The organism is Arthrobacter sp. D3-16 (assembly GCF_054408515.1).
In genome coordinates, this window is sequence record NZ_CP096437.1 from 120546 (window position 1) to 140931 (window position 20386).

19 protein-coding genes are annotated in these 20386 nt (G+C 66.0%); 12 read left to right on the forward strand and 7 right to left on the reverse strand.

Features of this window, described 5'->3' with window-relative positions; genetic code table 11:
* Positions 1-23 precede the first annotated feature (23 nt).
* Positions 24-857, reverse strand: a complete 834-nt coding sequence (locus M1D32_RS00605; RefSeq protein ID WP_458780442.1) for a PfkB family carbohydrate kinase — start codon at positions 855-857, stop codon at positions 24-26.
* Positions 858-1136: 279 nt separating this feature from the next.
* On the opposite strand from M1D32_RS00605, the gene M1D32_RS00610 reads away from it, so the two are divergent.
* From M1D32_RS00610 to M1D32_RS00620, 3 genes are all read left to right on the forward strand, one after another.
* On the forward strand, positions 1137-2009 hold the full coding sequence (locus M1D32_RS00610) for an ABC transporter substrate-binding protein (RefSeq protein WP_458780443.1): 873 nt from the start codon (positions 1137-1139) through the stop codon (positions 2007-2009).
* Between the two features lie 31 nt (positions 2010-2040).
* A complete protein-coding gene (locus tag M1D32_RS00615; RefSeq protein ID WP_458780444.1) occupies positions 2041-3057 on the forward strand; it encodes an SIS domain-containing protein in 1017 nt (338 codons plus the stop codon).
* A gap of 115 nt (positions 3058-3172) precedes the next feature.
* Complete coding sequence (locus M1D32_RS00620) at positions 3173-3376, forward strand: hypothetical protein (protein ID WP_458780445.1); 204 nt, start codon at positions 3173-3175, stop codon at positions 3374-3376.
* A gap of 51 nt (positions 3377-3427) precedes the next feature.
* Here the strand turns inward: M1D32_RS00620 and M1D32_RS00625 are convergent, their stop codons facing one another.
* A complete protein-coding gene (locus M1D32_RS00625) occupies positions 3428-4534 on the reverse strand; it encodes a GTP pyrophosphokinase (RefSeq protein ID WP_458780446.1) in 1107 nt (368 codons plus the stop codon).
* A gap of 240 nt (positions 4535-4774) precedes the next feature.
* Here M1D32_RS00625 and M1D32_RS00630 point away from each other — a divergent pair, with 240 nt between their 5' ends.
* Positions 4775-6268, forward strand: coding sequence for a M1 family metallopeptidase (locus M1D32_RS00630; RefSeq protein WP_458780447.1), 1494 nt, complete (start codon positions 4775-4777; stop codon positions 6266-6268).
* Positions 6269-6289: 21 nt separating this feature from the next.
* Here the strand turns inward: M1D32_RS00630 and M1D32_RS00635 are convergent, their stop codons facing one another.
* The 3 genes from M1D32_RS00635 to M1D32_RS00645 form a co-directional block, all read right to left on the reverse strand.
* Complete coding sequence (locus M1D32_RS00635) at positions 6290-7279, reverse strand: LacI family DNA-binding transcriptional regulator (protein WP_458782250.1); 990 nt, start codon at positions 7277-7279, stop codon at positions 6290-6292.
* Between the two features lie 219 nt (positions 7280-7498).
* Positions 7499-8392: an EamA family transporter gene (locus M1D32_RS00640; protein ID WP_458780448.1), complete on the reverse strand. Its 894-nt coding sequence runs from the start codon at positions 8390-8392 to the stop codon at positions 7499-7501.
* A gap of 1 nt (position 8393) precedes the next feature.
* Complete coding sequence (locus M1D32_RS00645; RefSeq protein WP_458780449.1) at positions 8394-9023, reverse strand: helix-turn-helix domain-containing protein; 630 nt, start codon at positions 9021-9023, stop codon at positions 8394-8396.
* Between the two features lie 111 nt (positions 9024-9134).
* Between M1D32_RS00645 and M1D32_RS00650 the strand changes: the two genes are divergently transcribed.
* The 4 genes from M1D32_RS00650 (at position 9135) to M1D32_RS00665 (ending at position 12988) form a co-directional block, all read left to right on the forward strand.
* A complete protein-coding gene (locus M1D32_RS00650) occupies positions 9135-9350 on the forward strand; it encodes a hypothetical protein (protein WP_458780450.1) in 216 nt (71 codons plus the stop codon).
* Between the two features lie 192 nt (positions 9351-9542).
* Entirely contained in the window at positions 9543-10607 is a 1065-nt protein-coding gene (gene uriH / locus M1D32_RS00655) for a uridine-preferring nucleoside hydrolase UriH (protein WP_458780451.1), read from the forward strand.
* A complete protein-coding gene (uriT, locus tag M1D32_RS00660; protein ID WP_458780452.1) occupies positions 10608-12032 on the forward strand; it encodes a uridine transporter UriT in 1425 nt (474 codons plus the stop codon).
* Positions 12029-12988 (forward strand): ribokinase, encoded by a 960-nt coding sequence (locus M1D32_RS00665; protein WP_458780453.1) that lies wholly within the window; start codon positions 12029-12031, stop codon positions 12986-12988. The genes uriT and M1D32_RS00665 overlap by 4 nt, the downstream gene beginning before the upstream one ends.
* Positions 12989-12996: 8 nt before the next feature.
* On the opposite strand, the gene M1D32_RS00670 is transcribed toward M1D32_RS00665, so the two are convergent.
* Both M1D32_RS00670 and M1D32_RS00675 read right to left on the reverse strand, forming a co-directional pair.
* On the reverse strand, positions 12997-13848 hold the full coding sequence (locus M1D32_RS00670) for an SDR family oxidoreductase (RefSeq protein WP_458780454.1): 852 nt from the start codon (positions 13846-13848) through the stop codon (positions 12997-12999).
* Positions 13848-15380 (reverse strand): succinic semialdehyde dehydrogenase, encoded by a 1533-nt coding sequence (locus tag M1D32_RS00675; protein WP_458780455.1) that lies wholly within the window; start codon positions 15378-15380, stop codon positions 13848-13850. Before M1D32_RS00675 ends, M1D32_RS00670 begins: the two co-directional genes overlap by 1 nt.
* A gap of 272 nt (positions 15381-15652) precedes the next feature.
* Between M1D32_RS00675 and M1D32_RS00680 the strand changes: the two genes are divergently transcribed.
* The 4 genes from M1D32_RS00680 to M1D32_RS00695 all read left to right on the forward strand — a co-directional run bounded on the left by M1D32_RS00680 (position 15653) and on the right by M1D32_RS00695 (position 20321).
* Complete coding sequence (locus tag M1D32_RS00680; RefSeq protein WP_458780456.1) at positions 15653-16453, forward strand: alpha/beta hydrolase family protein; 801 nt, start codon at positions 15653-15655, stop codon at positions 16451-16453.
* A gap of 42 nt (positions 16454-16495) precedes the next feature.
* Positions 16496-17437, forward strand: coding sequence for a carbohydrate kinase family protein (locus M1D32_RS00685; RefSeq protein ID WP_458780457.1), 942 nt, complete (start codon positions 16496-16498; stop codon positions 17435-17437).
* Between the two features lie 79 nt (positions 17438-17516).
* Complete coding sequence (locus M1D32_RS00690; RefSeq protein ID WP_458782251.1) at positions 17517-18809, forward strand: C-glycoside deglycosidase beta subunit domain-containing protein; 1293 nt, start codon at positions 17517-17519, stop codon at positions 18807-18809.
* 33 nt (positions 18810-18842) lie between these two features.
* On the forward strand, positions 18843-20321 hold the full coding sequence (locus M1D32_RS00695) for a C-glycoside deglycosidase beta subunit domain-containing protein (RefSeq protein WP_458780458.1): 1479 nt from the start codon (positions 18843-18845) through the stop codon (positions 20319-20321).
* Positions 20322-20386: the final 65 nt, after the last annotated feature.

The following is a 20386-nucleotide window of genomic DNA, read 5'->3' on the forward strand; positions in this document are numbered from 1 at the left end:
ACCCGGAGCCGGGCGTCAGTAGCTTACCTTCCATGCGCCGGCAGCGGCATGGCGGTCAGGAGTTCTCCTTGTCCGAAGGCTCCGAGCCTGCTGCAGGTGCGGGCGGACGCTTCCGATGCCTGGGCCAAAGCTTCATCCGGGCTTTTGGCTTGCAGGAGCGCCGTCAAAACGTTGGCGATGCAGGTGTCCCCGGCCCCCAGGGTGTCGAACACAGTGGTGCTTGCCGCTGGAGCTTCATAGGTGTGTTCCCGGCCCACCAGGACAGCACCGTGTGCTCCACGCGTTACCAGCGCCCACGCCGCACCAAGCGCGACGGCGTCCCGCGCCAGATCGAGTCCCTCGTTCTTGGGAAGATCGCCTCCCGAGAACGATGCCAGATAACAGTGCGGCGCTACCGCCTTAAGTAAGGTGGTATCCCGGTTGGTCGAAAAGTCGAAGGACAGGCGTGAGACTGAGGCCAGGTTGGGCGCCAAATCCTCGAGCGCGCTGGAGACGCTGAGATGGACAGCATCAAAACGGGACGCCGGTGAAACAAATCCGCCATTGAATTCCGCTTGGGAGACCCCGAGCCCGGTTTCCCGGAACACCCTGTCCCCCTGGTTCCGGCCAATCACGCAGTAAGCCGTACTCCCGGGCCGGACCTGGAGGAAGTCGGTGGACACGCCTTCACGGTTCAGGGCGCTTCGGATGAGAGTTCCGGCAGCATCTGTTCCAACAGTGCCTGCGTAGGCCGCTCTTGCTCCCGCGCGCTGCGCGAAGACCGCCACGTTCACGGCGTTGCCGCCCGCAAAAATCTGCCCCTCCTCAACGTAGCAATCAACAACGTTGTCCCTCGCTGTCAGGATCGAAACCATCATGCCTCCCAAGTAGATACATATTCGAGCGTAAGAGAACGTTCGCAGAATGTCGACCCGTATTTCTTGCGCCCAGGTAATTGCCCGAGCGGGCCAACTGCGGGAAAGCGCGGCAACACCCGGCTTTCCTCGTGTTCGAGCACTACGCTCCACCAACTCTTGACGCGCAGAAGTGTGCGTTGTAGCTTTGCAGTACCTGATAACGCTCTCACACATGGTGAGAACAAGCCCCGGCCACTCTGCGCCGTCGGGATCGCTGTCTCTTCCACAGATCGGAAAGCAATGTCCACGTATCGTTCAAAAAGGCTCCGCCTCGGCGTAGCCATGGCCTCAGCTGCTTTGCTCGCCACCCTTGCCACTGCATGCGGCGGCAGTCCCTCCTCATCCCCTGCAGAGGAAAACTCGTACGGGTTGATCCAGTCCGGCACTGTCCGGGTTGCCAGCGTCGGTGATCTGAAGCCCTATGCCTTTGCCGATGCGCAGGGCAACTTCACCGGTTTTGATGTGGAGCTTTTCAAGGATGTAGCGAAACGGGCCGGAATGGACAATGTCGTCTTCACCGGCCAGGATTTCTCCGCGATCCTTCCCGCTGTGGCGAACGGCCAGTTCGACGTGGGGGCTGCTGCCATCGGGATCACCGAAAAGCGCAAAGAAACGGTCGATTTCTCCAACGGCTACCTCGCCGGGTATTTGACGGTGCTGACCACGAAGGATTCCGGCATCCAGGACGCTGACGGGCTGTCCGGCAAGCGCCTGGGTGTGGTGCAGGGAACCCTGCAGGAAGCCTACGCCGTGAAGAACTTCACCACCGCGAACCTGGTCCGGTTCCCGGATAACAACTCCGCGATCGCGGCCGTGAACAGCGGCTCGGCGGACGCGCACTTCCTGGATTACGAAACTGCCCAGGACTACACCGAACAGCACGGCCTGCTCAGTGTCGCGGACATCCCGTCCTTCGACGCCCCGGCCGGCTTCGCCATCGCCAAGGACAAGACCGCGTTGAAGGAAGCCCTGAACAAGGCCCTGGCCGACGCCATGGAAGACGGGACCTGGAAGACGCTGTACCAGAAGTGGTTCCCCGGCTCCCCGATGCCCGAGCAGTACCTGCCCAAAGCCGAACAGGCAGCAACGCCGCAACCATCCGCCAGTAAATAAGCCCCCCGTAACAGAAATTAGAGGAGCACCCATGACCGACGGCACTTTCCTTGGAATACAGCCTGTCAAAGAAATTCCTGGCAATATCCGCGAATCGCAGGAGCACGCCCTTACGCTCTGGCCGGACATCAGGTCCTACGTCGCGGGCCTCCCGGAGCTCAACAGGGTCTACCTTGTCGGGGCCGGAGGCTCCCTATCCGGCCTGCACGCTGCGCAGTACTTCCTGGACCGGCGGGCCACAACACCGGTGACGTCCGTGAATTCCGACGAGTTCTACTACCGTGCATCACCCGGAGTGGGGCCGGGCGCTCTGGTTATCTCCTTCTCTGCTGCCGGCATGACGCCCGAGACCGTAAAGGCAGCGTCCTGGGCACAGGAGCGCGGAGCCGCTGTGGTGGCAGTGACCCTGAATGCGGAAGGCGCCTTGGCGCAAGCCATCACCACGGCCTTTGTTGGCAACAACGGAGACGGCAACCAGATCCTCCTGCAGCTGCTCGCCCTCGCCGTCCTGGAACGCGAAGGCCGGAGCGTGTCTGCGGAGCTCTCGGCCCTGGCTGCACTGCCAGCCGCTACTGGAACCGCAGTTAGCGCGTTCGAGCCCTATGCGGCCAAAATCGCGGAGAACATGAAGGACGTTCCCGTAACGTACCTGATCGCGTCGGGATCACTGCAGGGCATGGGCACTACCTTCACGAGCTGCTTCCTGCAGGAGATGCAGTGGATGCACGCGGCAACCCTCAACGCCAACGAGTTCTTCCAGGGCCCGTTCGAGGTCTTCGACAAGAACACCAAAAGCATCCTCTACCTGGGCGAAGACGAGACCCGTCCCATGGCGGAACGCGCCGACCGGTTCCTGGCGGAGTACGGCGGCGAGACGTTCAGGGTGGACAGCCGTGAACTTGAGCTTCCCGGCATCCCCCAGGACCTGCGGGCGTTCGTTGCCCCGCTGGTCTTCTACACCATTGCATTCCGGCTTGCAGCGCACTATGCGGCGGTGCGGGGATTCTCACTGGAAGGACGCCGCTACATGTGGCAGTTCGCGTACTAGCGGGCGAGGAGTGAGGCTGGGAGGGGTTGGAAAACCCTCCCGGAAAGGGGGACAGTGCTTCGCGCCTGCACCGCTACACTGAACCGACCACACTCAGCATGAAAGCGGCGGGCCCATGAACGAAAAGCTGCATCTCACTCCGGCAGACGCATTCCCCGAGGACCTGGCGAAGGTCCCGGACCAGGAACTGCAGGTACTGGACAGTCAGGTCCAACGCCAGCTCGACCACGAAGTGGTGGTCGACGGCGAGCCGAACCCTGAAACCGAATTCCGCCACTACGAGCTGGACGAGGAATTCAGCGACCGCGACAAGCGCTGACCGCACCGGCGCTTCAAGGCACCTCTGGAGTGATCTTCCAGCGCCGAAGCCCTACGCCTTCGTCAGCCGGTACCGCTCGATCTGTTTGAGCCGCCGCAGGAGGCTGTCGCGCCGCGGGTGCGGGACGGCGTCGGCTGCTTCGGCGGTGAGGTCGATGTGTTTTGTGCCGTACTGCCACAGCAGCAGGTCATCCAGCAGCCGGTCCGGACCGGGCGAGTAGCGGTGGTCCAGGGCCTTGCGGACTTCGGTGATGCGGTTGGCGCTCAGCAGCCCGGCGAGCTGCATGGTCTGGTTGAGTCCGTGCGCGGCAAGGAGCTCGGCGGCCCAGCCCCAGTCGTCGTCCACCTTGCGGTCGACGTGCGGGAGCAGGGTGCGCCACACGTCGCGCACCCTGTTGGGTGTCAGCGGCGCGGCGCCTTCGCCGTCCATGTCCCAGAAACTGCGGACCTCCTCGTAGCGTTCGTGCAGGTCGGCGAAGGCCGTCTCCACGGTTTCCAGCATCGCGGCAGTGGCGGTGAACTGCCGGTCGAAGTGCGGGGTCCAGGCGCGCGGGTCCTCGGCCTTGAATCGGATATCGTGCTCGATCTCGCTCCATGCATGGGCAAAAATCGTACGGATCTGGCACTCAAAGAAATAACTGCCGTTCGGCTGAGCGTCCGGGTTGAAGACCTGCTGGTACTCCTTGACGGCCTCGTTCTGGATGCTGCGCAGGATCAGGTGCCGGCTGGAATAGCCGTAGGTGCCGGACTCGATGGAGCCGATGTCCTTCTCCCGGTCCCCGCGGCAGTCGAACAGTTGCCGCTGCCGCTTGATGATGTTGGCCACCGCGGCATTCTCGGCCGGCAGCTTGGTGATCACCCGGATGCCCACCATGTCATTCAGCGTCCGGAACGGGTCCGGGAACTTCAGCACCGGAGGGCCCCCGGGCTCCAGCGGCTCCTCGATCCGCGAAATCTTTTCCTTGAACGATTCCACCGTTTTGGTGCGTCCGGTGACAAACAGCGGGGTGACCTCGCTGTCCTTGAGCATGTCCCGCATCAGCAACAGGACATCGCGCGTCACCAGCTTCAGGGCAGGCCGGACGCGCTCATAGATCTCCACGTTCTGTTGAACAGATTCGCGCAGGCTAGGGTCCAGGCTGTCCCAGTTACTCGGCATAATCCCAGCTTACGGCCGGGGCATGACTGAAATGGCCGTGCTGCGTCGAGGGCGCCAGGCGATTCGCCGCGAACCGTTGACTTTGATCCACACGGGGCCTAAGTTTCTTTCCAACTGCGGGGGAGCGGCACCTATATTGCCGCCGGTACTGGTCTGGTCGCCGCGAAGGCACCCATCTTCTTGTCCATGGCAGATGCCAGCAGGGCAGTGCCCGGCTTCTGCCCGTCCAGGACCACCACCATGACCACATTGATGAGGAATTACCGCCGCGTTGCGCTTGCCGTGGTGCTGGTGGCAGCCAGCGCGGCCGGGATCAGCACAACGGTGCAGGCTGCGCCCCGGAACCAGGCGGAACGTCCCGCACCGGGCGCACCAGGAAGCGGGGACCCGTACTTCCCCAACGCCGGCAACGGCGGGTACGACGTCCTGCACTACGACCTCGACCTCCGCTACACGCCGCCGTCGAATCCCACCGTGCTCGTGGGGAACCTCAGCGCCGTGGCAACCATCACCCTGCGTGCCACCCAGAACCTCGAGTCGCTCAACTTCGACCTGCGCGGGCTCGCCGTGACGGCCGTCCAGGTCAACGGCGCCAAGCACGGGAAATCCCACGACGCCGGCGCCGCCACCTGGTCCCAAGTGCAGGATAACGGCAACCGGGTGTGGGAACTGACCATCACTCCGGAGCAGAAGCTGAAGGCGGGCCAGGAGGCAACCATCGCCGTCGAGTACGGCGGGCCCACCGGGCGGCCCGTGGACACCACGGGAGCGCTTTACGGGTGGGTCACCATGGCCGACGGCGCGTTCGTGGCCAACGAGCCTGAAGGCGCTGCCACCTGGTATCCCGTCAATGACGATCCCGAGGACAAGGCGACCTACACGTTCCGCATTACGGTGCCGGAGGGCAAGACTGCTGTCGCCAACGGCCTGCCGGATGGCCGGCCCGTGACGGAGGCAGGGTGGACAACGTGGGCCTGGGAGGCATCAGATCCGATGGCCAGCTACCTGTCCACAGCAAGCGTGGGCAACTTCGTCCTGTCCTATGACGAGGGGCCAGGGCGGCTGCCGATCATCAACGCCATCGACGCAGACGTGGCTGGCCAGGAGCTGGCGGAGACGAAAGCCTCCCTCGCCCTGCAGCCCCGGATGATCCTGTTCCTGGAGAACCTGTTTGGGCGGTACCCTTTCGAGGCGTTCGGCGCGATCGTCGATGACGACAGCGTTGACTACGCCCTGGAGACGCAGACGCGGCCCGTCTACTCGAAGGTCGCAAAGGAAAACACCGTGGCGCACGAACTGGGGCACCAATGGTTCGGAAATTCCGTCAGCCCGGCGGACTGGCAGGACATCTGGCTCAACGAGGGCTGGGCAACCTACATCGAGTGGCTGTGGGCCGAGCACCAGGCAAAAACCACGGTGGCACAGCAATTCACGGACGCCGTGGCCCAGCTGGACGCCAACAACCGCTGGGCGCTGAACATCGCCGACCCGGGGCGGGACAACCTGTTCGCGGAGCAGGTGTACCGGCGCGGCGCGGCTGCCCTCCATGCGTTGCGGGCCAAGGTGGGAGACACGGCGTTTTTTGCCGGCGCAAGGGTATGGCTGGACCGCTACAGCGGTTCATCGGCCACCAGCCAAGACTTCGAAGAGGTCATGGAGGAAGCCTCGGGACAGCAGCTCGACGCGTTCTTCAGTGACTGGCTGCGGGAGGGCGACCGGCCGGCCATGCCTTAACGACGACGACGGCTGGAACCCTCAGCCTTCCGCTGCGACAGTGGATCCACGCACCACGAGCGAACTCTCCAGCGTGACCCCGGTCTGCTCCAGCGCCTTCCCCTCCATCAGGCGGCGCAGCTGCTCCCCGGCCTTCAGGCCCAGGGGAGTGGCGGGCAGATGGACGCTGGTGAGCCCGGGATTGCTCGTGGCCGAATAGGGGAGGTCATCAAAGCCGGCCACCGCGAGCTCTTCGGGTATCCGCACCCCGGCCACCCGTGCCTCCTGCAGCACGCCATAGGCGTGGGTATCGGTACCGCAGACGACGGCGGTCACCCCCTGGCGCTGCCACTTCGGCCAGGCGGAGGCGAACGCGGCAGCCGCCGTGCCGACGTCGATGGTGGTGCTGATAATGCGGTCCGTCCCTACGGTGATGCCGCGGGCGGCCGCCTCCTCCAGGAAGGCTTTCCGCCGCAGCGCGAAGGTTTCCGTGCCGGTAACGCTGTCCACGTACGCCGCCTCCCGGTGCCCGGCGTCCGCGAGGTGCGCCGCGAGTTCCCGCGCTCCGCTGGCCACGTCCAGGTTCACTGACGGCGCGTACGCCTCCAGCCCGGGAGCGTCCAGCAGGACAAGCGGCGACGGCGACGCGAGGTCTTCGAGGAAGCCGGCGTTGGGCGCGTCCACCAGGAGCCCGGCCGGACGCAGGGACATCAGTCGCCGGACGTCGTCGGCCTGGGGGAACTCGCCCGCCTCGGTGACCGACAACAGCAGCTGGTACTGCGAACCCAGGGACTCCCGTACGCCGGCAATCACCTTGGCGAAGAACGGGTTGGAGATATCCGGAGCCACCAGGATCACGATGGAGCTCACGCCCTTGGCGAGCGAACTGCCGATGCCGTCCACCACGTAGCCGAGTTCGGCGATGGCCTCCCGGACCTTGGAAACGTTGTCTTCGGAAACGCGGCCCGCAGTTTTGCCGTTGGCCACCAGCGAGACCGTGGCCGTGGAGACTCCGGCACGGGCAGCGACCATCGCTGCCGTGATCCGCCGCGAACGCGCGGGCTGGTGCGACTGTTCCGCGAATTCCATACTTTGATCGTAGTAGGCGATGGGCCAGCTTCAGGTCAGCCGCCGGACGCGTTACCCGTCGAGGCCGAGTTCCTCGGTGACCCCAGCCAGCCGGCGGCGTTGTTCCCCATTCAGCCCCTGAAGGGGCAAGGGCAGGCAGGCCGTCGGCGCCAGCCCGACGTTTTATCCTACAAAGTCGAGATCGGCGGGGCTGGCTGGCTGCTTCCTGGAGGAACGGCGGCTGCCACCACGCTGCGCCGCCGCACCGGCCAGGACCACCAGCAGGATCCCCACCACCTGGACGGCAGAGGGCTGCTGGTGGAGGATGAGCAGTCCGAGGAGGACACCGACGGCAGGTTCGAGGGCCATCAGCGTTCCAAACGCGGTGGGTGTCATCCTTCGCAGGGCCAGCATTTCCAGCGCGAACGGCAGCACGGGCAACAGAAGGGCAAGCCCGGCGGCAGCAGCCAGGATGTCAAGGCTGAGGTGGCCTGCGGCCTGCGGGATTCCGACGACGGCGGCCGTCACCGCCGCGATGGGCACAGTGAGCGTGAGCGCGCCGATGCCGGTGAAGCGGTCGCCGATCCGCTGGGTGAGGAGGATGTAGAAGCCCCACGCGACGGCTGCCAGCGCGGCGAACGCCACGCCGGTCGGGTTGAAGTCGCCCTGCCAGGGCTGGGTCAGCAGGACCACGCCCACCAGCGCCAGGGCAGGCCAGGCGAGGGCCTTCCGGTTGTGGCTGCGGATGGCAGCCACTGTCAGCGGACCCAGAAACTCAATGGCGACGGCGGTTCCGAGCGGTATGTGCTCCACCGCGGCGAGGAACCCGATGGTCATCACGCCAGTGGTGACCCCGAGGCCGAGCAACGGCAGCACGTCCGGGCGCCGGATGGCGCGCAGCGGCGGGCGGCCGATCACCAGCAGGATGATGGCTCCCATGCTCAGGCGAAGCCAGGCGGTACCGGCCGGGCCCACGTCCTCGATCAGGCCCACGGAGAGGGCGGAGCCCAGCTGGACCGAGAGGATCGCGGTGACGGCAAGCCCCCACGGCGGTACTGGAAGATTTCGCTTGGGCATCTTAGTTTCCTTCGGTGGTTGTTGGGTCCGCGGCGTTAGCCTCCGGGCGGTGCCCCGAGCCAACGCCCGGCTCGAAGACCGCCAGCGAGAAGGTGGCCGGTTCTTTGCCCGCGTTGGCGTATGAGTGCTCAACGTCGCCAGGGAAGGAGACCGCATCACCGGCCTCGAGGACGAAGGTTTCGCCGGCAACCACAACATCGATGGATCCCTCGCGGACCTGGAGTAGTTCCTTGGTGCCGGTTGCGTGGGCTTCGCTCTCGTGCCGGTCGCCGGGAGCCAGGGTCCAGTCCCACAGCTCAACCACATCCGGGGACTCGGTCCCCGCTACCAGCACGCCGCGCCCACCGGAGGCAGAACTCCAGAGGGCTGCGCCGGCACCGCTCCGGGTAACCGTCACGGGCTTGGGCTGCGGCGAGTCCACCAGGGCCGGCAGTCCGATGCCCAGCGCGTCGCTGATCCGAAGCAGGGTCCCCACGCTGGGATTCGCAGCACCCTGTTCGACGTTGACCACCATGCGGCGGCTCACTCCCGTGGCTTCTGCCAGCTGGTCCAGGGTCCAGCCCCGCGACTGGCGTTCCTGCCGGACCCTGCTGCCGATCGCTGTCGCCAGGGCTGATGTGCTCTTATCCATTAGTGCATCATACTGCACCTTTAGTGCACTTGAAGAAATGCGCCGGGTGAAGGCTCAATGCTCGCGGGCATAACCCTTCCTTGCGGGAACGCCAGGTGGGACGATGCCCTTATGAGCGAAACAAGCGGAGAGGGCGCGCGCGATCTTGGTCCCCACCAGCACGCGCACGCGGCACCCAGCACTCAGCAGATGAGGACCGTCGGGCAGCGCCGGCGGGACGCCGAGGAGAAGTTGGAGCACCATCTTCAGGAAGCGCGCCACAAGCGCGAGCTCCACGACGTTGAGGGCGACCCGGAGGTAGGGCTGGCCGGGGCCGCGCAGCCTTAGAGCGCCTTCCGGGAAACGGCCCGAAAGGAGAACCGGCAGCCCTAGGGCTACTGGCGTCAAACGCTTGACCTGCGGTTACGTCAAGCGTTTGACGTGATGCTGCTAACGGTGCCATGATCTCTCCTGAACGCTTTCGCTCCCCGCGCCAGCTTTCAAACACCTGACGCGGGCCCCAATGACGTGGAGATCATCGTGGAACCCACCGCCCAGTCCCTTAAAGGGCAATCCCCCGACCGCAAGAAGATCATTCTCGACTGCGACCCCGGGCACGACGACGCTGTGGCGTTGCTGCTCGCGCACGGCAACCCGGACATCGAACTGCTGGCCGTCACCACGGTGGTGGGAAACCAGACCCTCGAGAAGGTCACCCGCAACGCACTGGCCGTCGGCACCATCGCAGGCATCACCGGCGTACCCTTCGCCGCCGGCTGCGGCCGCCCCCTCGTCCGCAGCATCGAAACCGCCCCGGACATCCACGGCGACAGCGGCATGGACGGCCCCGAACTGCCGGCGTCGGCCATTGAGCTGGACCCGCGGCACGCGGTGGACCTCATCATCGACACCGTGATGGCCCACGAACCGGGCACCGTCACCCTGGTGCCTACCGCCGGCCTGACCAACATCGCCATGGCCGCCCGCAAGGAACCGCGCATCGTGGAACGCGTGAAGGAAGTCGTCCTGATGGGCGGCGGCTACCACGTAGGCAACTGGAGCGCCGTGGCCGAATTCAACATCATCATCGACCCCGAAGCCGCCCACATCGTTTTCAACGAAAAGTGGCCCGTGGTCATGGTGGGCCTGGACCTGACGCACCAGGCGCTCGCCACCCCGGACGTGGTGGACAAGATCGCGGCGATCGGCACCAGGCCGGCGAAGTTCGTCACGGAATTGATGGACTTCTTCGCCCATACCTACAAGGACGCCCAGGGCTTCGACGCTCCGCCCGTCCACGATCCCTGCGCCGTTGCCTATGTCATCGACCCCACCATCGTCAGCACGCGCAAGGCACCGGTGAACATCGAACTGCAGGGCACGCTGACGCTCGGCATGACAGTGGCCGACTTCCGGGCCCCCGCACCGGCGGACTGCCACACCAGCGTCGCCGTGGACCTCGACCACGAAAGGTTCTGGAGCCTTGTCACCGACGCGCTGGTCGCCATCGGCGAGCCGCTCACCGGTGAGAGCAGTACTCCTGCCCGCGCGGTCGGCGCCGAACGCCAGGAACGCGCCCGCCTCACCGCGGGAGGCGTCAAGTAAATGACTGCCACCCTCAGCGAAACCAAAGCCAACCGCGGCAACGTCACCGCCCTGATGGTCGCCCTGCTGGCGGCCTGCGTGGCCTTCCAGCTCAACGCTTCCATGCTCAGCCCTGCCTTGGTGACCATGGGCGAGGAGCTCAACACGGACCAGGCAGTTATCGGCCTGTCCCAGACATGGTTCTTTACTGCTGCCGCCCTGTTCTCCCTGTTCCTGCCCCGCCTGAGCGACATTGTGGGACGCAAGAAGATCCTGGTGGGCATGATGTTGCTCATGGCCGTCGGCTCGGTCATTGCAGCCCTCGCCCCGGACGTCACCTGGCTCTTCGTGGGCCGCATCATCCAGGGTGTCAGCGGGCCCACGGTTCCGCTCTGCCTGATCATGCTGCGCTCCGCCGTCAGCAATCCCCGAAAGTACGGGACGCTGATGGGCCTTATTACGGCCGTCAACGGCGGCGTGGCCGGCGTGGACTCCTTCGTGGGCGGCTACTTCGCCGAGCACTTTGGGTTCCGCAGCATCTTCTGGCTCATGGTGGTGCTGGCACTCGTGGCCACCGCACTGATCGCCTTCCTGGCCGGGGAAAGCAAGCCGGCCGCCGGTACCCGGATGGACTGGCTGGGCGTGTTCTTCATCGTCGTTGCCGTGGGTGCGCTGCTGACTGCCCTGAACGAAGGGGCCAAATTGGTGGGCGCCTTCTCGTCCGGCACCCTGATGCTGAGCCTGGCGCTGGTACTGGTGTCCGCCGTCGCCTTCTATGTCTTCTGGACCGTGGAGAAGCGGGCCAAGCAGCCGATGGTGGAAACCGTGCACCTGCGCCAGCGCTCCACCTGGGCGCCGCTGCTGACCACCACCCTGACCATGACCGGCATCTTCGCCGTCATCAACGGAATCGTCCCCGCCTACGTCCAGGCGGCCGACGGCTTCGGCGTCGGGCCCACCGAAATGTCGCTGATCATCCTCACGCCGTACGCCCTGCTGGGGTGGATTGTGGGGCCGCTCAGCGGCAAGCTCGCCCCGGTGCTGGGCTACACCAAGGTGCTGCGCATCGGCCTCCTCGGCAGCATCGCGGCGCTGGCCATCATGGCGTTCTTTGGTCTGGGCAGCCTGCCCCTGATGATCGCCGGTACGGTCTTGCTGGGCATCATGTACGCCGGTACGGTCAACATCATGCTCAACGGACTCGGCGTTGTCCTCTCGCCTGCGGGGAACCCCGGCTTCCTGCCCGGCATGAACGCCGGCGCCTTCAACCTCGGTGCCGGCCTCAGCTTCCTGGTGCTCCCCGCAGTCCTGGTGGCCACTTCCGCGCTGGGTGACGCCAGGACCTCCTACCTCACGGTGATCGTTGTGGGCCTGGCCCTCACTGTGGCAGCCTTCGCTGCCTCGCTGCTGATCCCCAAGCCCGTTGAGGCGGAGGTGGCCGAATGAACAACGAAAAGGCCGGCCGGATCGTCGTCGTCGGTTCCCTGAACGCCGACCTGACCATCTATTGCGAACGCCTCCCGCTTCCCGGTGAGACCGTGCATGGCAACGGGTTCGCCGTGAACCCGGGCGGCAAGAGCGCCAACCAGGCGGTCGCCGCAAGCCGGCTGGGCGGGAACGTCAGCCTTGTCGGCGCGGTGGGGGAGGACCCCAATGGCGACATGCTGCTCTCCTCCGCCGCCGGCGCGGGGGTCGACGTCGGGCATGTCAGGACCGCGTATGAGCCCACGGGCGTCGCGGTTATCGCCGTGGATGCCAGGGGCGAGAACAACATCATCATCTCCGCCGGTGCCAACGGCACGCTTTCGCCGGCGGACGTGGCGGAGGCCTCGGACGTTCTGGACGACGCCGCCGTCGTCTGCCTCTGCCTGGAGGTCAGCATGGAGACGGTGCTGGCAGCGGCACGGGCAGGGCACGACGCCGGCGCCACGGTCCTGCTGAACCTCTCGCCGTACGGCGAGGTGCCGGAGCCGCTGACTGCCCTCGCCGATGTCCTGCTGGTCAATGCGCACGAGGCCGCCCTGTTCCTGGGTGAAGGTGCCGCCGTTCCCGGCCCGGAGGCGGCCGCTGCCGAATGGGACAAGGTCAGGGTGCGGTTTGCGGAGCGGGGTATCCGGCAGGTCCTGGTGACGCTCGGCTCGCAGGGTTCGGTGGTGCTGGATTCACTGGCCTCCGGGGCGCGGCAGGTGGTCCGGATCGCGCCCACGAAGGTGAAAGCCGTGGATACCACCGGGGCAGGCGATGCCTTCACCGGTGCCGTTGCCGTCCGCCTCGCCGCCGGCGATGCGCTCGCCGACGCTGCTGCCTTTGCGTCGGTAGCCGCTGCCGTGGCCACCACCCGGAAGGGAACGCAGGCCGCGTACCCGGAGGCGGCTGACGTGGCGCGCCTGCGCCGCGCCTGACCGAAGGCTCAAACGCCGTCGTCGTGCTGTACGCCGGGTGCCCCCGAAACTCCGGCGGGGCGCCCGGTGAAGTGGTCCATGGTCCGGTTGATGCCCAGGACGTCCATCAGGCGGTCGAACGCGCCGACCGGGAGAAGCCTGGCTGCCGGAACCAGGTTCACCAGTGGCGGGAGAACCAGTTTCCGGCGCCCGCTCTCGATGCCGTCCAAAACCTTGGCTGCCACAGCGCCCTCCTTCAGGATGGGGAGCAGCCGCGGGAAACGGGTCCTGACGCCGTCGAACATGCCGGTATCGATGTAGTAGGGGCAGACCACGAGCGTGTGGACTCCGGTCCTGCCCGCCCGCAGCTCGCTCCGCAATGACTCGTTGAAGCCGAAGGCAGCGAACTTGCTGGCGGAGTAGTCGGTCTGCCTGGCAACCCCCACCAGTCCCGCCGCGCTGGCAATGGTCACCACCGTGCCGCGGCCCCGGTCCACCATGCCGGGCAGGAACGCACGCGTCACCCAGTAAAGGGCCAGGACGTTGACGTCGAAGGTCCGCTCGATGTCCTCGTCGGCAGCATCAAGGAGCCGATGGCCGCTGACCACACCTGCGTTGTTGATCAGGACATCAACCGGGCCGGCCGCAGCGGCGGCGGCTTGCACGGCGTCCTTGTCGGCCACATTGACGGTGTGTGCGTCTGCAGATCCGCCTGCTGCCCGGATTTCCTCGCGGACGCCTTTGCCGCCCTCCGCCGAAAGGTCCCAGATGAGCACGCGGGCGCCCCGCTGCGCGGCCTTGAGCGCCATGCGGCGTCCCAGCCCCCTGCCGCCGCCGGTGATGAGCACGGTGCTGCCTGCCAGTTTGGTTCCGGCAGCCATTACCGGAACCGGTTCATCAGGTTGAGTGCGCCTTTGACCAGCCGGGTGTACTTCCGGTTGGACACTCCCGGTGGAGGGCCGATCGGGAACAGCCCCTGCACGGCGACTGTTTGGGCCTCGGTGTACTTGAGGATGCCTTCCGCACCGTGTCGCCGCCCGGCACCGGAGTCCTTCATACCGCCCATCGGAGCATCGTGGGAGGCCCACGCCGCCGAGTATCCGTCATTGACGTTGACTGTCCCGGCCAGGAGGCGCCGGCCCACTGCTTCGCCGTGCCGGGCGGACCAGACGCTGGCGTTGAGCCCGTAGCGGGAGTCATTGGCCAAGGTGACGGCTTCGTCGTCATCCTTCACCTGGTAGATGCTGACCACGGGCCCAAACGTCTCTTCCCGCGCCACGGTCATTTCCTCCGTCACACCGGTAAGGATGGTGGGTTCATAGAAGAACGGGCCAAGGTCCGGCCTGCTGCGGCCACCCGTGACAAGCCGCGCGCCCTTGGCGACGGCGTCCTGGACATGTGCGGAAACCCGGTCCAGCTGTCTTTGGCCGGTGAGGGAACCCATATCGATGTCCCAGCCATGACCCGGGCCCAGGCGGATCTCCTCCACCTGCTGGGTGAAGGCGGCCAGGAATTCCTCGAAGACGCCCTGGTGCACGTAGATCCGCTCCATGCTGATGCACAGCTGGCCGGAATTTGAGAAGCAGCCCTGGGCGGCGCCCCGGGCTGTCTTTTCCAGGTCCGCGTCGGCGAGGACCAGCATGGCATTCTTTCCGCCCAGCTCAGCGGAAAAACCGATCAGCCGCCCGGCGCATTGCTTCGCCACGAGCTTTCCCGTTTCAGAGGAACCGGTGAACATCAGGAAGTCGACGGCGCTGATCATCGCCGAGCCCAGCAACGGTCCCGGCCCGGTGACAACCTGGAACAGGTCCTTCGGAAGCCCGGCCTCCCGCAGCAGCTCCAGGGCCAGCAGCGCTGTGAACGGCGTCTGCGAATCAGGTTTGAGGACAACCGCGTTGCCCGCCAGCAGGGCAGGGATCGCGTCCGAAACGGCGAGGGTGAAGGGATAGTTCCAGGGGCTGATAATGCCCACTACGCCTTTGGGGAGCCGGTATTCGATCGTCTTCGTCACGCCCGGAACGGCACCGGTCCGGCGTTTCCGGCGCAGATACCTTTCGGCTGTGCGCCGGTAATAACCGACGGTGAGGGCTGCATCCGCCAGTTCCTCGAAGGCATTGAGCCGGGACTTTCCGCTCTCGGCCTGGACGAGGTCAAGGATTTCCGCCTCCCGTTCGAGGAGCAGCTTTTGGAACCGCCCGACGACGGCACGGCGCTCGCTGAGGGGCGCCGCGGCCCAGTCCCGCTGTGCCACGCGGGCGCCGGCAACGGCCGCTTCGACGTCGCTGGGGGTGCAGACAGGCACTTCCCCCACCACTTCGCCGTCGAACGGAGAAAAGGATGCCTGCGCCGGCCGTCCGGGGGCGCTGGCCACAAGGCCCGAAAGCCGTGAAGGCGCCAGTGGTGTTTTTGGCATCGGGCCCGTTGTTTCATCTACCGGCCCCGGCTCCATCGTGCTTGTCATGTGATCCCCTCTGGCGGCAATATAACTCCTGAGCCTAGCCCGGAGAGGCCCGGCCATCGAGGACTTTGGGAACCCAAACCTCAGCCGCCCGGCGGGCGGTACTTGATCTCCCTGGCTTTCTGCAGGGCCTCCATTGCTTCCTCGAGGTGCGGATCCAGCCAGAATGCCAGTGGGTCCACCAAGCGGCAACGGTCTTGTCCGGGCTTCGGCGGTACGCTCGGCACATGGTGCAGCGGCAGAGGTATTCGTACGGTGATGACCCCAGCCAGTGGGGCGAGCTCTTCCTTCCGGAGCTGCCGGACGGCGGCCTGCACCGCGGGGTGGCGGTGGTGATCCACGGGGGCTACTGGCGTTCCAAATACGGGGCAGAGCTGGGGGAACCGCTGGCCGGGGACCTTGCAGCGAACGGGCTGGCAGCATGGAACCTGGAGTACCGCCGGGCGGGGAACGGCGGCGGCTGGCCCCACACCTTCCAGGATGTTTTGGCAGGCATCGACAAGCTGCAGGATCTCGCCTCGTCCCATGCCCTTGACCTGTCCAGGGTGGTGGCGCTGGGCCACTCCGCCGGTGGACACCTCGCGGTGTGGGCGGCAGGCCGGGAGCGGCTGGGCCAGTTGGGGCTCGAGCGTGAGTACGTCGAGGCCGGCGCGGGTACGGACGGGGTCCGCCTCACCGGGGTGGTGAGCCAGTCGGGCGTGCTCAATCTGGCGGAAGCGGAGAAACTGAACCTCAGCAACGGTGCCGTGGCAAACCTGCTGGGCGGGCCGTCGTCGGACTTCCCTGGCCGTCACCGGTGCGCGGATCCAATGGCAGCGCTGCCCCTGGACGTTCCCGTCTACGCCGTCCACGCGAGCGGGGATGAAGACGTGCCGCCGGCCATGTCGGAGGCGTACGTCGAGGCGAGTGCGTCAACGCCCATGCCCGCGCACCTGGTCACGGTGCCGGGGGACCACTTCGCCCTGATTGATCCCGGTGCTCTCGCTTATCTGAAATGCCGGGAGCTGGTCCAGGAGCTGCTGGGCTGACACGACCTGCTGCCGGCGCCTCTTCTCTGGCAAAGTATGACCATGCTCACTGTTATTGGCGAAGGCCTTGTTGATGTTGTCCAGCGCGCTTCAGGAATTGAAGCGCACGTGGGCGGCAGCCCGCTGAACGTGGCGGTGGGCCTGGCCCGCCTGGACCACCCCGTGCAGTTCATCGGCCGGTATGGCCGGGACGCCTACGGTGATTCGGTGGCGGCCCACCTGCGCGCCAGTTCGGTGATGCTTCCAATGGGTCCGGATGAGCTGCCCACCAGCGTGGCCACCGCCCTGATCGACGACGACGGCGCCGCCACCTACACGTTCGACCTCACCTGGGAGCTTCCCGGCATCGCCGACCGGCTCGCCTTTATGCTGCAGGGCACCACCCTGCTGCATACCGGATCGATCGCGACCATGCTGGCGCCCGGCGCCACGGATGTCCTTGCCGCCGTCGAATATGCCCATCCGCGCGCCACGATCAGCTTCGACCCCAACTGCCGGCCCAGCATCATCACGGACGTCGCTTACGCCCGGCGCCATGCGGAGAAGTTCGTATCCCTGGCGGACGTGGTAAAGGCATCCGATGAGGACCTGGCCTGGCTCTACCCGGACCTGGACGTGCTGGACGCGGCACGCCGCTGGCTGGACCTGGGCGGATCCGAGGGGCCGGCGATGGTGGTGGTGACCCGCGGTGCCGACGGACCATGGGGAGTGACCAGGGCGGGCGAGGCACAGGTGGAGGCGCCGCGCGTGGACGTGGCAGACACCGTGGGCGCCGGCGATTCCTTTATGGCGGCGCTGCTCTCCGGCCTGGTGGACCGCGGCCTGGACGGCGCCCAGAACCGCAAGGACCTGCGGGAACTTCCCGCTGAAGGCTTGGCCGAACTCCTGGCGCACGCGGCAAAGGCTGCAGCAGTCACAGTGTCACGGCCCGGCGCCAACCCGCCCACCCGGGCCGAGCTGAACGGGGCCTCCGGCGAGGGTTAGGCAGAATAATCACTAACTTAGGTGTGAAACCGACATAATGCTGTTACGCTGGTTTTGCACCTAGAGAGAGTGAGCAATGATGCTTCTCGAAAGAGACCTCATCCAGTCCGTCGGCTTCCGCAACGTTAGCGAGGGCGGGCGTGTAACCGGCTTCCAGTTCCGGGTCCGGATGCCTTCGTACCGCGGCATGGCCGCTTCCCTCATCGACGGAATCGCCGTCCGCGTTGGCAACATCGTCGACGTCGGCCCTGACGTTCCGCTCTGGACTTTCGGCGGGCGGACCTACACCCTGCCGCAGCTCTGGGAGAGCGACGGCGTCCGCTGGCCCCTTGAGGAGGCGGCAGTGGTCACCGTTCCCTTCAACGGCGGCCTGCCGCAGGGCGTCCACGACATCAGCATCGAGTTGCGGCTGCGGATGTCCTACATCCCGGTTGAGCACCAGCCCACCACCCACCGGGTCAGCCGGAAAGTAACGCTGGCACCGGAAGGGGGCGACGGTACCTTCCGCTACGGCGTTTCCCTCTACAGCTTCATGGGCGACTACGGCACCGTGATGGACCTGGAAACCGCCCTGGCGTCCGTGGCGGATGCGGGCGCCACCGGCGTCGAGATCCTCGGCGAAGGCCACGTCCCCGGCTACCCCGCACCTACCCCGGCGTGGATCGACAACTGGTTCAGCCTGCTCGAGAAGTACTCCCTGGAGCCCACGAACTACGGATCCTGGATCGATACCCGGCTGCACCCGGGCCGGAGCATGACGGCTGCCGAGGGCGCAGAGGCGCTGCAGCGCGACCTGCGGCTGGCCCACCGGCTGGGATTCGGCTTCGTGCGGCCCAAGATCGGCGTTGTATCCAGCGACCTGGTTCCGGACCCGATCTGGACCGAGTCCGTGGAACGGTCGCTTGACCTGGCGCACGAGCTGGGGATCATCATCTGCCCCGAGATCCACTCGCCCACACCCATCAAGCACCCCGTCGTGGACGACTACATTGGCCTCATCGAACGGACCGGAACCAAGAACTTCGGCCTGCTCATCGACACTGGAATTTTCCAGGACCGGCCCATCCCGCTACGCGAAGGCGAGAGCCGCGAGACCCGGCCCGCCTTCCTGGACGGCATCGGCGTCGATCCTGCCGACTTCGCAGCAATCGCCCAGTACGTGGTGTTCATCCAGGCGAAGTTCCACGACATCAACGAGCAACTCGAGGACCAGCAGATTCCCTGGCTCCCGGTGCTCAAGGCGCTCAAGGACGCCGGCTACACCGGCTACCTCTCCAGCGAATACGAAGGCGAACGCACGCCCTGGCGGGCCATCGAACAGGTACGGCGCCAGCACGCACTGATCCGCCGCATCACCGCCGAACTTCAATAAAACCCAATCCTCCTCCCAGCAAAGAGAACAGCCATGCCAAACGGACTTCTTGACGATTCAAGCCTCCGCACCCATCCCGAGGGCCTGGCCCTGGCCTTGGTGCTGCCGTGGTACCGGAGCCTGTGGCTCTCCTCGGTCTCCAGCCTGCGGCTCACCATTGACGGGCAGGACGTTCCTGCCGATGACCTGGCCCTGGAACTCGGCGGCGTCCGCTACGCACTCGCCGACCTTCCAACCCAGAGCGAAACCCTCTGGTACCTGCAGGAGCACCCCCTGCTGATCGCCAAGCGGACAACACCTGTGGCCCTGGGCGAGGGGCATACGGTTCAACTCATCGGGGAGCTGCGCCTGCCGTATATGCAGATCGCGCCGGGCCAGGACGGCGGCCCCGGCATGTATGTCCCCAACTTCGTGAACCAGACACTCGAGCTGACCGTTACGGACAGGGCCGCTACGGCTCCTGCCTTGACGTCGGCGGTCGCCCCGCCTCCGCCGAAGGCAGGGGACGATCCCTTCTCGCTCGGGCTCACCCTGTACTCTGCCAGCGCCGAGTTCCGGGCCGGCTGGTACGACTTCGACGGCCTGCTGCGCCGCGTGGCCGAGCTGGGCATAGGCCCCGGCATCGAAATCGTGGCGTCCCAGGTCCTGCCCGGTTATCCGCACGTGACCGATGACTTCACCCGTTCCTGGCAGGAGGCCTTCGACAAACACGGTTTCACCGCCAGCTCCTTCGGCGCCAACCTGGACATGGGCCGGCGCCGCGACCGGGACATGACTGCGGACGAGGAGTATGAGTTCACTAAGACTCTCTTCCACGGCGCCAAGAAACTCGGCTTCCCGCTGGTCCGCATCCAGAGCGCCAAGCCGGAACTGCTGCGCCGGCTCCTGCCGCTCGCCGAGGACCTCGAACTCAAGCTGGCCTACGAGATCCATGCACCGCTGGGTCCCAACTCGCCGGAAATCATGAAGGTCCGCGACGTCTACGCGGAACTCGATTCACCGTTGCTGGGCTTCGTGGCAGACTTCTCCTCCACCATGCACAGCATGTCCCCGACGCTCCTGCGGGCCGTCCGCCGCGCCGGGCTCGACGACGAAGCCATTCAAAAGCTGCAGGCAATCTGGGCTACCGACGCCCCGATGCGGGCCCGGCAGGAGGAGTTCATGGGCTACCTCCGGGGACGGGACTTCGATCCCGCCCGCCTTGGTTCCTTCGCTCACCTGGCCTTCAACATGCACGGCCATGTCAGCCCGAAGGAATGGGCGGACCTCATGCCGCAGATCATGCACGTCCACGCCAAGTTCTACGACATCGACGAGGGGGGCAACGAGCCCGCCATCGACTATCCGGAACTCGTCCGGGTATTCGTCGAGGGCGGGTACCGCGGCTACTGGTCCAGCGAGTGGGAAGGCCATGCCTTCGCCGAGCTCGGCGAGGTGGATCCGCTGCTGCTCGTCCGCAAGCAGCACGACCTCATCCGCAAGAGCATGCGTTCTGCCCTGGCATCCGCCTGACCCTGCCCGGAACCCGCAGTGCCCGTCCGTACAGCCGGCGGGCACTGAGGCGTTAAGGGCACACA

Bases quoted from the DNA above. Each gene is read 5' to 3' on its own strand.
- M1D32_RS00695 (WP_458780458.1), top strand. From the start codon at position 18,843: ATGCCAAACGGACTTCTTGACGATTCAAGCCTCCGCACCCATCCCGAG.
- M1D32_RS00615 (WP_458780444.1), top strand. From the start codon at position 2,041: ATGACCGACGGCACTTTCCTTGGAATACAGCCTGTCAAAGAAATTCCT.
- M1D32_RS00630 (WP_458780447.1), top strand. From the start codon at position 4,775: ATGACCACATTGATGAGGAATTACCGCCGCGTTGCGCTTGCCGTGGTG.
- M1D32_RS00620 (WP_458780445.1), top strand. From the start codon at position 3,173: ATGAACGAAAAGCTGCATCTCACTCCGGCAGACGCATTCCCCGAGGAC.
- M1D32_RS00625 (WP_458780446.1), bottom strand. From the start codon at position 4,534: ATGCCGAGTAACTGGGACAGCCTGGACCCTAGCCTGCGCGAATCTGTT.
- M1D32_RS00675 (WP_458780455.1), bottom strand. From the start codon at position 15,380: ATGCCAAAAACACCACTGGCGCCTTCACGGCTTTCGGGCCTTGTGGCC.
- M1D32_RS00690 (WP_458782251.1), top strand. From the start codon at position 17,517: ATGCTTCTCGAAAGAGACCTCATCCAGTCCGTCGGCTTCCGCAACGTT.
- uriT (WP_458780452.1), top strand. From the start codon at position 10,608: ATGACTGCCACCCTCAGCGAAACCAAAGCCAACCGCGGCAACGTCACC.
- M1D32_RS00665 (WP_458780453.1), top strand. From the start codon at position 12,029: ATGAACAACGAAAAGGCCGGCCGGATCGTCGTCGTCGGTTCCCTGAAC.
- M1D32_RS00605 (WP_458780442.1), bottom strand. From the start codon at position 857: ATGATGGTTTCGATCCTGACAGCGAGGGACAACGTTGTTGATTGCTAC.
- M1D32_RS00610 (WP_458780443.1), top strand. From the start codon at position 1,137: ATGTCCACGTATCGTTCAAAAAGGCTCCGCCTCGGCGTAGCCATGGCC.
- M1D32_RS00670 (WP_458780454.1), bottom strand. From the start codon at position 13,848: ATGGCTGCCGGAACCAAACTGGCAGGCAGCACCGTGCTCATCACCGGC.
- M1D32_RS00635 (WP_458782250.1), bottom strand. From the start codon at position 7,279: ATGGTCGCTGCCCGTGCCGGAGTCTCCACGGCCACGGTCTCGCTGGTG.
- M1D32_RS00685 (WP_458780457.1), top strand. From the start codon at position 16,496: ATGCTCACTGTTATTGGCGAAGGCCTTGTTGATGTTGTCCAGCGCGCT.
- M1D32_RS00680 (WP_458780456.1), top strand. From the start codon at position 15,653: ATGGTGCAGCGGCAGAGGTATTCGTACGGTGATGACCCCAGCCAGTGG.
- M1D32_RS00650 (WP_458780450.1), top strand. From the start codon at position 9,135: ATGAGCGAAACAAGCGGAGAGGGCGCGCGCGATCTTGGTCCCCACCAG.
- M1D32_RS00640 (WP_458780448.1), bottom strand. From the start codon at position 8,392: ATGCCCAAGCGAAATCTTCCAGTACCGCCGTGGGGGCTTGCCGTCACC.
- M1D32_RS00645 (WP_458780449.1), bottom strand. From the start codon at position 9,023: ATGGATAAGAGCACATCAGCCCTGGCGACAGCGATCGGCAGCAGGGTC.